The following is a 12901-nucleotide window of genomic DNA, read 5'->3' as shown; positions in this document are numbered from 1 at the left end:
CGTCGCGTTGTGCGGGCACCCTCCGCGCCTGCCCGCACCGGATCCGCGGCACCCTCCCCATTGACCCGGAAGGTTCACGAATCTAACCTGAGTTCTCATACATAGACAGCATCTGCATACAGGGATGAGACTCATGGCAGGGTTCAACGCGGATCCGGACAGCGTGGTCCAGCGGCTGCGGGACGGCATGACGAGCGGGGTCCTGTCCTTCCCGCTCACGAGCTTCACGACGGACGGCGACCTGGACCCGGAGTCCTACCGGGCCTACCTGGCCGCCCAGCTCGCCACGGCCCCGGGCGCGGTCTTCCCCGCCTGCGGAACCGGCGAGTTCAGCGCGCTGGACGAGGACGAGTACCGTGCCGTCGTCATCGCCACGGTCGAGATCGCGGACGGCCGCATGCCCGTGGTCGCCGGCACCGGCTACGGATGGGCACAGGCGCTGCGGTTCGCCCGCATCGCCGAGGAGGCCGGCGCGGACGCCCTGCTCGTCCTGCCCCACTATCTCGTCGAGGCCCCCGAGTCCGGCCTGGTCGAGCAGCTGCGCCGGATCGCCGCCGGCACCCGGCTGCCGCTCATCGCCTATCAGCGCGGCCCGGTCGCCTTCACACCCGAGGGGCTGCGGGCCGTCGCGGCGGTCCCGGGCGTCATCGGGCTCAAGGACGGACACAGCGACCTCGACCGGCTCCAGCGCCTCACGCTCGCCGCGCCCGACGGCTTCCTGTTCTTCAACGGGGCCGCCACCGCCGAGATCCAGGCCCGCGCGTACGCCGCCGTCGGCGTCCCCGCCTATTCGTCGGCCGTCCACGCGTTCGCGCCCGAGATCGCCGGCGCCTTCTTCACCGCCCTGCGCACCGGCGACGAAGCCACGGTGAACAAGCTGCTGCGCGACTTCTACGTCCCGCTCGTCGAACTGCGCGACACCGTGCCCGGTTATGCCGTGTCCCTGGTCAAGGCCGCCGCCCGGCTGCGGGGCCTGCCCGTCGGCCCGGTGCGCGCGCCGCTCACCGATCCCGCCCCGGCCGATCTCGCCGCTCTGGAGCGGATCCTCGACACGGGACTGGCGCTGGTCGGAGCGGTGCGGCGGCCCGCCTGAGGCAGGCGGGCGAACGGCCCCGCGAGGCTCTGGGCGGGCCGGCCCCCGGCCGGGCCCGTCGCCGCCATCCTGGGATTCCCGGCACCGGTCACCCTCGTAAACAAGGAATGTGATGAAGAGTCAGCAACCGACGATCACCGAGTTCTCCGTCTATCCCGTCGCGGGACGCGACTGCATGGAATTGAACCTGTCGGGCGCCCACGGTCCCTACTTCACCCGCAATGTCGTGGTCCTCAAGGACTCCGAGGGGCGGACCGGGCTCGGTGAGGTGCCGGGCGGGGAGAAGATCACCCGGACACTGCGGGACGCCGGGCCCCTGGTCCTCGGCTCGAAGGTGGGCGACCACCAGCGTGTGCTGCGCGAGATCGGGGAGCGATTCCAGGACCGCGACGCGGGCGGCCGGGGCGCCCAGACCTTCGACCTGCGCACGGCCGTCCACGCCGTCACGGCCGTCGAGTCGGCCCTTTCGACCTGCTCGGCCAGCATCTCGACGTGCCGGTCGCCGCCCTGCTCGGTGACGGGCAGCAACGCGACCGGGTGCGGGTGCTGGGCTACCTCTTCTTCGTCGGCGACCCGGACCGCACGGATCTGCCGTACGTACGCGAGAGCGGCTCGGACGTGGACTGGTACCGCCTGCGGCACGAGGAGGCGCTGACGCCCGGCGCGATCGTCCGGCAGGCCGAGGCCGCCCACGAGCTGTACGGGTTCCGGGACTTCAAGCTCAAGGGCGGTGTCCTGGAAGGCACCGAGGAGGTCCGGGCCGTACAGGCGCTCAAGGACCGCTTCCCCGAGGCGCGCGTCACGCTCGACCCCAACGGCGCCTGGTCGCTGCGTGAGGCGATCGACCTGTGCGGACCGCTGGTCGGCACGCTCGCCTACGCCGAGGACCCCTGCGGCGCCGAGGACGGCTACTCGGGACGGGAGATCCTGGCCGAGTTCCGCCGGGCGACGGGGCTGCCGACGGCGACCAACATGATCGCCACGGACTGGCGGCAGCTCACCCACGCCCTGGCACTCCAGTCGGTCTCGATCCCGCTCGCCGACCCGCACTTCTGGACCATGCGGGGCTCGGTCCGTGTGGCCCAGCTCTGCAACGCGATGGGCCTGACCTGGGGCTGCCACTCGAACAACCACTTCGACATCTCGCTCGCGATGGTCACCCACTGCGGAGCCGCGGCACCGGGCCCGTACAACGCCCTCGACACCCACTGGATCTGGCAGGAGGGCCTGGAGCGGCTCACGGTCGACCCGCCGCGCATCGTCGACGGCGAGATCGCGGTGCCGGACGCTCCCGGACTGGGCGTCCGGCTGGACATGGACCGGCTGCTCGCGGCGCACGAGCTGTACCTGAAGGAGGCGCTCGGCGCCCGGGACGACGCCGTCGCCATGCGCCACCTCGTTCCCGGCTGGGAGTTCGACCCCCGGCGCCCCGCCCTGGTGCGCTGAACGGCCGCCCGGCCCGCTCCGCCGAAAAGCGCCGCCGACCCCTTGCACTGGCGGCGGACACCTGAATTACTGTCCGGAACAGGACGACCGAATGATCGGTCGTCCGCTATGGCACGGTTGGCGAGGGAGAGGGCGCGATGGCGGGCTCGACGGACTCGAAGGGCCTGCTCGACGCGGGCGAGCGGCTGGACGCGACGGAGCTGCGGGCGCTCCAGCTGGAACGGCTGCGCGCGTCGCTGCGGCATGCCTACGAGAACGTCCCCTTCTACCGCGACGCCTTCGACAAGGCCGGGCTGCGCCCCGAGGACTGCCGCTCGCTCGCCGACCTGGCCCGGTTCCCGTTCACGGTGAAGGCGGATCTGCGGGAGAACTACCCGTACGGGATGTTCGCGGTGCCGCAGGACCGGATCCGGCGCATCCACGCGTCGAGCGGGACGACCGGGCGGCCCACGGTCGTCGGCTACACGGAGAACGACCTGTCCATGTGGGCCGACATGGTGGCCCGTTCGATCCGCGCGGCGGGCGGCCGGCCCGGCGACAAGGTCCATATCGCCTACGGCTACGGCCTGTTCACCGGCGGACTCGGCGCCCACTACGGCGCGGAACGCCTCGGCTGTACGGTGATCCCCGCGTCCGGCGGCATGACGGCACGTCAGGTCCAGCTGATCCAGGACCTGAAGCCCGAGATCATCATGGTGACCCCGTCGTACATGCTGACCCTGCTCGACGAGTTCGAGCGCCAGGGCGTGGACCCGCGCGGCACCTCGCTGCGGGTCGGCGTGTTCGGGGCCGAACCGTGGACCGAGGAGATGCGCCGCGAGATCGAGGGGCGGTTCGCGATCGACGCGGTGGACATCTACGGCCTCTCGGAGGTCATCGGCCCCGGGGTCGCCCAGGAGTGCGTGGAGACCAAGGACGGTCTGCACATCTGGGAGGACCACTTCTACCCGGAGGTCGTCGATCCCCTCACCGGTGAGGTGCTGCCGGACGGCGAGGAGGGCGAGCTGGTCTTCACCTCACTCACCAAGGAGGCCATGCCCGTGATCCGTTACCGGACACGGGACCTGACGCGGCTGCTGCCCGGTACGGCACGGGTCTTCCGCCGGATGGAGAAGATCACCGGGCGCAGCGACGACATGGTGATCCTGCGCGGGGTCAATCTCTTCCCGACGCAGATCGAGGAGATCGTGCTGCGGACTCCCGGGGTCGCTCCGCACTTCCAGCTCCGGCTGACCCGCGAGGGCCGCCTCGACGCCCTCACCGTACGGGCGGAGGCCCGATACGGCGCCACACCCGAGGCGCGCGAGGCGGCGGCGCGGGCGATCACCGCGGGCGTCAAGGACGGGATCGGAGTCTCGGTCACGGTGGAGATCGTCGAACCGGAGTCCCTGGAACGGTCGGTGGGCAAGCTGAAGCGGATCGTGGACCTGCGCCCGCGGGCCTGAGCGACCGCCGGCGGGGCCGCGGGGCGCCTGACACCCCCGCGACCCCGCCGGCCACGACACGCCCTACGCCCGGCCGAACCGGTCCCGCAGCTCTCGCTTCAGGATCTTCCCGCTGGCGTTGCGGGGCAGCTCGTCCACGAACAGGACCCGCTTGGGCGCCTTGAAGTGGGCGAGCTTCTCGCGTGCGTGGGCGATCAGTTCGTCCTCGGTGACCTCGCCCCGGGGGACGACGACCGCGGTGACGGCCTCGATCCAGCGCTCGTCGGGCAGCCCGACGACAGCCACCTCGGCGACCCCCTCGTGCGTGTACAGCGCGTCCTCGACCTGCCGTGAAGCGACCAGGACACCACCGGAGTTGATGACGTCCTTCACCCGGTCCACCACGGTGAAGTAGCCGTGGGCGTCGCGCACGGCGAGGTCGCCCGAGTGGAACCAGCCGTCGCGGAACGCCTCGGCGGTCTCCTCGGGCTTGTCCCAGTAGCCCTCGCACAACTGCGGTGAGCGGTAGACGACTTCGCCCGGTGTCCCGTCCGGCACGTCCTTGCCGTCCTCGTCGACGACCCGCGCGTCCACGAACAGCACCGGAGTGCCGCACGAGTCCATCCGGCCCTTGTGCTCGTCGGGCCCGAGGACGGTGGCGAGGGGACCGATCTCGCTCTGGCCGAAGCAGTTGTAGAAGGCCAGCTTCGGCAGCCGTTCGCGCAGCCGTTCCAGGACGGGTACCGGCATGATCGACGCGCCGTAGTACGCCTTGCGCAGGCCGCTCAGGTCGCGGTCGGCGAAGTCGGGGCGGTTCGACAGCCCGATCCACACCGTGGGCGGGGCGAACAGGCTGTCCGCGCGGCCCGCCTCGATCAGGTCGAAGATCTGCCCGCCGTCCGGCGCGTCGAGGATCGCGTTCGAGGCGCCGACCGCGAGGTAGGGCAGCAGGAACACATGCATCTGCGCCGAGTGGTAGAGCGGCAGCGAGTGCACCGGCAGGTCCCCGGCGCTCAGATCGAGGGCGGTGATCGCGCTCAGGTACTCGTGCACCAGAGCGCGGTGCGTCATCATCGCGCCCTTGGGCAGCGCCGTGGTGCCCGAGGTGTAGAGCAGCTGCACGAGCGTGTCGCCGCGGGGCTCCTCACCGTCGTACGGGCGTGCCGCCTCCAGTCGTACGAGGAGCGAGTCGTCTGCGTCGCGCAGCGGCAGCGTCCGTACGCCCTCCGGGAGCCTGCCGGCGAGGCCGGGGTCGGTCAGGACCAGGGCGCATCCCGACTGGCCGACGATGTAGGCGAGGTCGTCACCGGTCAGGTTCTGGTTCACCGGCACATGGACGAGGCCCGCGCGGGCGCAGGCGAGGAAGCCGATCAGATAGGCGTCCGAGTTGTGCCCGTAGGCGCCCACGCGGTCCCCCTGGGACAACCCCGCGTCGAGCAGGACGGTGGCCGCCCGGGAGACGGCCTCGTCGAGTTCCGCGTAGGTCCAGGAGCGCTCCCGGTAGTCGACGGCGCGCCGCGCCGGTGTGCGCCGGGCACTGCGCCGCAGTACCCCGTCAACCGTACTGCCGTGTCCAGGCGTCATGTCACGTGATCCTCGGTCCACGGGAGGGGGAGGTCAAGTCAGCGCACGCGAGCCGCACGCGCCCCGGACGGAAGCCGGGCGGAAGCCGGGCGGACGGGCCGACGACGTACTGCCCGTTGGTACGCTCAACCGCCCCTTCCCTCAATGATGTTGGGAGGCACGATGCGCACCCGTGGAAGACGGTTACTCGTCGCGGCCGTCGCTCTGTTGACCGCCGCGACCACGCTGCCCGCGGCCGCGGCCGAGCGGCACGCCGGACAGGAACATCCCTCGCACGGCGGCCTGTCGGCCGTGATCCGCTACACCGAGTACGGCATTCCGCACATCGTCGCCAAGGACTACGCGAACCTCGGCTTCGGCACCGGCTGGGCCCAGGCCGCCGACCAGGTGTGCACCCTGGCCGACGGGTTCGTGACCCTGCGCGGCGAGCGGTCCCGCTGGTTCGGGTCCGCCGCGGCACCGGACGGTTCGCTCTCCTCCGCGTCCACGAACCTCTCCAGCGACCTCTACTACCGCGGTGTGCGTGAGGCCGGCACGGTCGAGAAGCTGCTGGCCGAGCCCGCGCCGCGGGGACCCAGCCGCGATGTCAAGGACCTGATGCGGGGCTGGGCGGCCGGCTACAACGCGTGGCTGGCGCGGAACCGCGTCACCGATCCGGCGTGCCGGGGAGCCGCCTGGGTCCGCCCGGTGACCCAGGCGGACGTCGCCGCGCGGGGGTTCGCGCTGGCCGTACTCGGCGGCCAGGGGCGCGGAGTCGACGGCATCACCGCCGCGCAGCCGCCGGCGACGGCAAGGACGGCGGCTGCCGGATCGGCGACGGCGGCAGCGACCGGTGACCCCGACGTGAAGCGCACCGCCGCGGCCGCGCGTGAGCTGTTCGACACCGCCGACATGGGGTCGAACGCCGTCGCCTTCAGCGGTGCCTCGACCGCGAACGGCCGTGGTCTGCTGCTCGGCAATCCGCACTATCCCTGGCAGGGCGGACGCCGCTTCTGGCAGGTGCAGCAGACGATCCCCGGCGAGCTGAACGTCCAGGGCGGCGCCCTGCTCGGCACGGCGACGGTGTCCATCGGTCACACCGCCCGGATCGCCTGGAGCCACACCGTCGCGACGGGCGTCACGCTCAACCTCCATCAGCTCACACTCGATCCGGCCGATCCGACGGCGTATCTGGTGGACGGCAGGCCGGAGCGGATGACGCGGCGCGCCGTCACCGTCGCCGTGCGGGACGGCACGCCGGTGACGCGCACCCAGTGGTGGACCCGGTACGGGCCCGTCGTCACCACGCTCGGCGCGCAGGTGCCGCTGCCGTGGACGGCCACGACGGCGTACGCGCTCAACGACCCGAACGCGGCCAATCTCCGTGCCCCGGACACCGCGCTGGGCTTCAGCAGGGCCCGCGACACGGCGGGCGTCCTCGCGGCCCTCGCACGGACCCAGGGCCTGCCGTGGGTGAACACGATCGCCGCCGACTCCGGCGGCCACTCGCTGTTCACCCAGTCACAGGTGCTCCCGCGCATCACCGACGAGCTGGTCCAGCGCTGCTCGACGCCGCTGGGCCGGGCCCTGTACCCGTCGTCCGGGGTCGCCGTGCTGGACGGGTCGCGCGGCGACTGCGCGCTCGGCAGCGATCCCGACGCCGTGCAGCCCGGCATCTTCGGTCCGGCGAGGATGCCGGTGCTGAACGACGCCCCGTACGCGGAGAACTCCAACGACAGTGCCTGGCTGGCGAACGCGGACCGGCCGCTGACCGGCTACGAGCGGGTGTTCGGCACGATCGGCACGCAACGCTCGATGCGTACGCGCGGCGCCGTCGAGGACGTGGCCCGGATGGCCGTGCGGGGGCGGCTGACGGTACGCGATCTCCAGGCGCAGCAGTTCGCGAACCGGGTGCCTGCGGGTGATCTCGTCGCGGCCGACGCGGCGCGTGCCTGCGCCGCGCTGCCGGGCGGCACGGCGGCGGGCTCCGACGGCGGGGCCGTCGACGTGAGTGAGGCGTGCGGTGTGCTGCGGGCGTGGGACCGGTCGATGGACACCGGCAGCCGGGGCGCGCTGTTCTTCGACCGTTTCTGGCGGAAGCTGACGGCCACGGTACCGGCGGCGCAGCTCTGGAAGGTCCCGTTCTCGGCGGCTGATCCGGTCCGCACCCCGAACACGCTCGACACCTCCGCGCCGGGCTTCGCGACGGCGCTGGCCGACACGGTGACGGACCTGCGGGCGGCGGGAATCGCGCTCGACGCGCGGCTGGGCTCCGGCCAGTTCGTCGTACGGAGCGGCCGGCGCATCCCCGTGCCGGGCGGCACCGAGTCGCTCGGGGTGTGGAACAAGGTGGAGATGCCGTGGAACCCGGCGGCCGGAGGCTATACGGAGGTCACCACGGGGTCCTCGTACATCCAGGCCGTCGGCTGGGACGGCGGCCGCTGCCCGGTCGCCCGCACCCTGCTGACGTACTCCCAGTCCTCGAACCCGAACTCGCCGCACCACAGCGATCAGACGCGGCTGTTCTCGGACGAGAGGTGGGTGACGTCCCGGTTCTGTGAGAAGGACATCCTGTCGTCGCCGGGGCTGCGGGTGGTCCGGGTGAGCGACCGGCACTGACCGCGGACGGCGGTGTGCGCGGTGTCCGGATCCGCTCCGGGCACCGCGCTCCGCCGGATCACACGGCGCGGTTGCGGCCCTCCCAGTAGGGGTCGCGCAGCCGTCGCTTGTACAGCTTTCCGTTGGGGTCGCGGGGCATGGCCGCGATGAAGTCGACGCTCTTGGGCCGCTTGTACCCGGCGAGCTGCCGCTCGCAGTGGCCGAGGATGTCGGCGGCGAGCGCCGGTCCCGGTTCGTGGCCCGGCGCGGCCTCCACCACGGCCTTGACCTCCTCGCCCCAGTCGTCGTGCGGGATGCCGAAGGCGGCCGCGTCGGCGACGGCGGGGTGGGAGAGCAGCGCGGACTCGATCTCGGCCGGGTAGATGTTGACCCCGCCGGAGATGATCATGTCGATCTTGCGGTCGCGGAGGAAGAGGTAGCCGTCCTCGTCGAGCAGGCCGAGGTCGCCGACGGTGAAGAAGTCGCCGATGCGGTTCTTCCGGGTCTTGGTCTCGTCCTTGTGGTACGAGAATCCGCCGGTGCTCATCTTCATGTAGACGGTGCCGAGTTCACCGGGCGGCAGCCGGTTGCCGTCGTCGTCGAAGACGGCCAGTTCGCTGATGGGCCAGGCCTTGCCGACGGTGCCGGGCTTCTTCAGCCAGTCCTCGGCGGTCGCGAAGGCGCCGCCGCCCTCGCTGGCCGCGTAGTACTCCTCGACGCTCTCCCCCCACCACGCGATCATGGCCCGTTTCACATGGTCGGGGCAGGGGGCCGCACCGTGGATGGCGTGCCGCATGGAGGTGACGTCGTAGCGCGCCTTCACGTTCTCGGGGAGGGCCAGCAGGCGGTGGAACTGGGTCGGCACCATATGGGTGTGCGTGCACCTGTGTACGTCGATGACACGCAGCATCTCCTCGGGCGTCCACTTGTCCATCAGCACCAGCCGGTGGCCGATGTGCAGGGACGCGCCCGCGAACTGGAGGACCGCGGTGTGGTAGAGAGGCGAGCAGACGAGGTGCACGTTGTCGTCGAACGGCCTGATGCCGAAGATGGCGAGGAAGCCGCCGAGATACGACTCCTCGGGGAGCTTGCCCGGCAGCGGGCGCCTGATGCCGCGGGGGCGGCCGGTGGTGCCCGAGGTGTAGTTCATGACCCAGCCGAGGGTGCGGTCGGCGGGCGCGGATCCGGGCTGTCCGTCGAGGAGTTCGGCGTACGGCCGGAAACCCTCGATCGCGCCGACCGCGTACCGCTGGGCCGGGGGGAGCTTCGCCTCGTCGGCGGCGTGCCGGGCGGCGTCGGCGAACCGTTCGTGGGCGATGAGGGCCTTGGCGCCGGAGTCGGAGACGATCCAGGCGATCTCGGGCCCGACGAGGTGATGGTTGACGGGGACGAGGTAGAGGCCCGCCTGCGAGGCGGCGAGGTAGGCGACGAGGAACTCGACGCCGTTGGGCAGGACGACGGCGAAGGAGTCGCCGCGCTCCAGTCCGGCGGCGCGCAGTCCGTGCACGAGGCCGTTGGCCGCCTCGTGCAGCCGCCCGGCGGTCCACTCCTCGCCGGTGGGGGTGACGAGGACGACGCGCTCGGGGTCGGCGGCGGCCTGGGCCCAGAAGCCGTTGGGTGCTGTGGTCATGCCTCTTCTCCCCTGCCCGCGATGCGGTTGATGCGGTCCACGGCGTGCTCGAAGCCCCGGGTCAGGTCGTCGAAGACCTCCTGGACGGAGCGTTCGCTGTTCATCCGGCCGACGATCTGCCCGACGGGGGTGCCGAGCAGCGGCTCCACCTCGTACTTCTGGATGCGGGAGACGGCGTCGGCGACGAGGAGTCCCTGGAGCGGCATGGGGAGGGTGCCGGGCCCGTCCGGGTCGTCCCAGGCGTCCGTCCACTCGGTGCGCAGCTGGCGTGCGGGCTTGCCGGTCAGCGCGCGCGAGCGGACGGTGTCGCCGGAGCCGGCGGCGAGGAGCTTGCGGGTGACGGCCGGGGAGTGCATGTCGGCCTCCGTCACGGTCAGCCACACCGAACCGAGCCACACTCCCTGGGCGCCGAGGCTCAGCGCGGCGGCCACCTGCTGTCCGCTGCCGATGCCACCGGCCGCCAGGACCGGCAACGGGCCCACGGCGTCGACGACTTCGGGGGTGAGCACCATCGAGGCGATGTCCCCCGTGTGTCCGCCCGCCTCGTACCCCTGGGCGACGACGACGTCGATGCCGGCCTCGGCGTGCTTGCGCGCGTGCCGGGCACTGCCCGCGAGGGCCGCGACGAGGACCCCGCGGTCGTGGGCGCGCCGGACCACGTCCGCGGGCGGGGAGCCCAGTGCGTTGGCCAGCAGTTTGATCGGGTAGTCGAAGGCGACGTCGAGCTGGCCGCGGGCGACCTGTTCCATCCAGCCGGTGATGCGCCAGCCGGACGCCTCGCCCTCGGCGAGTTCGGGGACGCCGTACTTGGCGAGGGTGTCCTCGACGAACTGACGGTGGCCCGCTGGGATCATGGCTTCGACGTCGGCCTCGCTGACGCCCTCGACCTTCTTGGCGGGCATGACGACGTCCAGGCCGTAGGGCCTGCCGTCGACGTTCGCCTCGATCCAGTCGAGGTCGCGCTCCAGGTCCGCGGGGGCGGTGTAGCGGACCGCGCCGAGCACACCGAATCCGCCCGCGCGGCTGATGGCCGCGGCGACGGCGGGAAACGGCGTGAAGCCGAAGATGGCGTGCTCGACTCCCAGTTCCTTGCTCAGCTCCGTCTGCATGGGCGCAGGATGCCGCAGACGTCCGGACGAGGGAAGCCCTTTTCTGATACTCCGTCAGATCCCAGAGGGCCGCCCGGCGGGGTTGACACGCCCACACCTGACGGGAAAGTTTCACTCGGCACGGCAGACCCGGAAAGATATTTTCAGGCGACGCGAGCGAGAGGCTTCCCGATGACCGAAGGCGCGAAGGACCCGGCGAACGACACACAGCACAGAGCGCGCGGCGGGCTGACCCGTCGCCAGTGGGGCCGGGGTCTCATGGCGGTGGGCGGGGCGGTGACCCTCGCCCCCTTCCCCGCGGGCCCGGCCACGGCCTCGCCGGGGAACGGCCACCGGACGCTCCGGCACGGCACACCCCGGCAGGCCGGGCTGCTCGGCGGTCATCTTCGCCAACTCGTCGCGGACGCGCAGGCGTTCCTCGCACCCTCTCCCTTACACCCCTGGTACGCCGGTGCCGTCCTGCTCGCGGGCCGCGGCGACATCGTGGCCCTGCACGAACCGATCGGCATGGCCGTGCGCTACGCGGCGTACGACGAGAAGACGGACACCGGCGTGGAGTTCCCCGCCGACCGCCAGCTCCCCGCGTCCCGCGACACGGTCTACGACCTCGCTTCCGTGTCCAAGCTGTTCACCTCGATCCTCGCGGTGCAGCAACTGGAGCGCGGCGCCCTGGAACTGGAGGCCGCCGTCGCCTCGTACCTCCCGGAGTTCGCCGGCGGCGGCAAGCAGGGCGTGACCATCCGTCACCTGCTCACCCACACCTCGGGGTTCCGCTCCTGGATCCCGCTGTACAAGGCCCCGACCCGCGAGGGAAAACTCCAGCTCATCTGGGACGAGAGGCCCGTCTCGCAGCCCGGCGGCGCCTACCTCTACTCCGACCTGAACCTGATCTCGCTCCAGCTCGTCCTGGAGCGGATCACCGGCCGGACCCTCGACACACTGCTGCGCGACGAGATCACCGGCCCCCTCGGCCTGGAGAGCACCCGCTACAACCCGCCCGCCTCATGGAAACCGCGGATCGCCGCCACCGAGGACGCCCGGGCGCCCTGGTCGGGACTGGACCGGGGACTCGTGTGGGGCGAGGTCCACGACGAGAACGCCTACTCCCTGGGCGGGGTCGCCGGTCACGCCGGGGTCTTCTCCTGCGCCTGGGACCTGGCGGTCCTCGGCCGGGCCCTGCTGAACGGCGGCGCCTACGGCAGGGCGCGCATCCTGCGGCCGGAGTCGGTGGACCTCATGTTCACCGACTTCAATACCGCATTCCCGGGCGACGAGCACGGCCTCGGCTTCGAGCTCTACCAACACTGGTACATGGGCGCGATGGCGACACCGCGCACCGCCGGCCACACCGGCTTCACCGGCACCTCGCTCGTGCTCGACCCGACGACCGACTCCTTTTTGATCGTCCTCGGCAACTCCGTTCATCCTGTGCGCACTTGGCGATCCGGATCCGCTCCCCGGGTCGCGGCCGGCAACCATCTCGCGCGCGCCGTCGCGGTGCGTCCGGCGCACGGTCGTCCAGCCTGGTTCTCCGGAATGGCGAGTTCGTCGACGGCGACCCTGACACTGCCCGCGCTCGACACCACCGCCGGTCCCACGCGGCTTCGCTGCTCGCTGTGGTGGGACACCGAACCCCGGTCGGACGTCCTGTTCCTGGAGTCCTCCATCGACGGCGGCACGACCTGGCAGCCGGTCCCCTTCACGACCCGGCGGCAGTCCGGGGCCCCGGAGGACCATCCGGCGGGCACGGCCACCGGCTGGTCGGGCCGCGCATGGCACCGGCTCGGCGCCGGCCTGCCGAGCGCGGCGGTGCTCACGCTGCGCTGGCGCTACACCACCGACCGGCTGTACGTCGGCCGTGGCGCCTACGTCGGCGCGCTGCGGGTCGCGACCGGTGACCGTGTCGTCTTCGACGAGTCACGGCCCGCGGACGCGGCGCGCATCACGGCGGCGGGCTGGGAGCCGTCCCGGGACTGATCCCGGCACTTCGAGCCCAGCATGCCGGCTTCCGCGCCCATGCAACCAAAAGCGGCCTTCG

Annotated in this window: 7 protein-coding genes and 1 pseudogene; 5 read left to right on the top strand and 3 right to left on the bottom strand. The window is 71.9% G+C overall.

From position 1 onward, the window contains the following. The first annotated feature begins 133 nt into the window (after positions 1-133). The 3 genes and pseudogenes from ACF07B_RS31855 to paaK all read left to right on the top strand — a co-directional run bounded on the left by ACF07B_RS31855 (position 134) and on the right by paaK (position 3984). A complete protein-coding gene (locus ACF07B_RS31855; RefSeq protein ID WP_392181519.1) occupies positions 134-1093 on the top strand; it encodes a 5-dehydro-4-deoxyglucarate dehydratase in 960 nt (319 codons plus the stop codon). Between the two features lie 112 nt (positions 1094-1205). Beyond that, positions 1206-2539: pseudogene (locus ACF07B_RS31850) on the top strand (enolase C-terminal domain-like protein). Between the two features lie 137 nt (positions 2540-2676). Continuing rightward, positions 2677-3984, top strand: coding sequence for a phenylacetate--CoA ligase PaaK (gene paaK, locus ACF07B_RS31845; protein ID WP_369480150.1), 1308 nt, complete (start codon positions 2677-2679; stop codon positions 3982-3984). A gap of 63 nt (positions 3985-4047) precedes the next feature. Here paaK and ACF07B_RS31840 read toward each other — a convergent pair whose 3' ends face one another. After that, a complete protein-coding gene (locus tag ACF07B_RS31840) occupies positions 4048-5547 on the bottom strand; it encodes an acyl-CoA synthetase (RefSeq protein ID WP_392181518.1) in 1500 nt (499 codons plus the stop codon). Between the two features lie 162 nt (positions 5548-5709). On the opposite strand from ACF07B_RS31840, the gene ACF07B_RS31835 reads away from it, so the two are divergent. Beyond that, positions 5710-8145, top strand: a complete 2436-nt coding sequence (locus ACF07B_RS31835; protein WP_392181517.1) for a penicillin acylase family protein — start codon at positions 5710-5712, stop codon at positions 8143-8145. 58 nt (positions 8146-8203) lie between these two features. On the opposite strand, the gene ACF07B_RS31830 is transcribed toward ACF07B_RS31835, so the two are convergent. Continuing rightward, a complete protein-coding gene (locus ACF07B_RS31830) occupies positions 8204-9754 on the bottom strand; it encodes an acyl-CoA synthetase (protein ID WP_392181516.1) in 1551 nt (516 codons plus the stop codon). Further along, positions 9751-10863 carry an NAD(P)H-dependent flavin oxidoreductase gene (locus ACF07B_RS31825; RefSeq protein WP_384233813.1) on the bottom strand — a complete coding sequence of 371 codons (1113 nt, stop codon included), beginning with the start codon at positions 10861-10863 and terminating at the stop codon, positions 9751-9753. The genes ACF07B_RS31830 and ACF07B_RS31825 overlap by 4 nt, the downstream gene beginning before the upstream one ends. A gap of 171 nt (positions 10864-11034) precedes the next feature. On the opposite strand from ACF07B_RS31825, the gene ACF07B_RS31820 reads away from it, so the two are divergent. Then, positions 11035-12840: a serine hydrolase gene (locus ACF07B_RS31820; RefSeq protein ID WP_392181515.1), complete on the top strand. Its 1806-nt coding sequence runs from the start codon at positions 11035-11037 to the stop codon at positions 12838-12840. Positions 12841-12901 lie beyond the last annotated feature (61 nt).

The sequence above is a fragment of the Streptomyces sp. NPDC015532 genome (genome assembly GCF_043078065.1).
Lineage (GTDB): Bacteria > Actinomycetota > Actinomycetes > Streptomycetales > Streptomycetaceae > Streptomyces.
This window is presented reverse-complemented; position numbering and strand designations above follow the sequence as displayed.

Excerpts from the sequence above, each read along its gene's own strand:
- ACF07B_RS31820 (WP_392181515.1), top strand. The coding sequence starts at position 11,035 with ATGACCGAAGGCGCGAAGGACCCGGCGAACGACACACAGCACAGAGCG.
- ACF07B_RS31840 (WP_392181518.1), bottom strand. The coding sequence starts at position 5,547 with ATGACGCCTGGACACGGCAGTACGGTTGACGGGGTACTGCGGCGCAGT.
- ACF07B_RS31835 (WP_392181517.1), top strand. The coding sequence starts at position 5,710 with ATGCGCACCCGTGGAAGACGGTTACTCGTCGCGGCCGTCGCTCTGTTG.
- ACF07B_RS31825 (WP_384233813.1), bottom strand. The coding sequence starts at position 10,863 with ATGCAGACGGAGCTGAGCAAGGAACTGGGAGTCGAGCACGCCATCTTC.
- paaK (WP_369480150.1), top strand. The coding sequence starts at position 2,677 with ATGGCGGGCTCGACGGACTCGAAGGGCCTGCTCGACGCGGGCGAGCGG.
- ACF07B_RS31830 (WP_392181516.1), bottom strand. The coding sequence starts at position 9,754 with ATGACCACAGCACCCAACGGCTTCTGGGCCCAGGCCGCCGCCGACCCC.
- ACF07B_RS31855 (WP_392181519.1), top strand. The coding sequence starts at position 134 with ATGGCAGGGTTCAACGCGGATCCGGACAGCGTGGTCCAGCGGCTGCGG.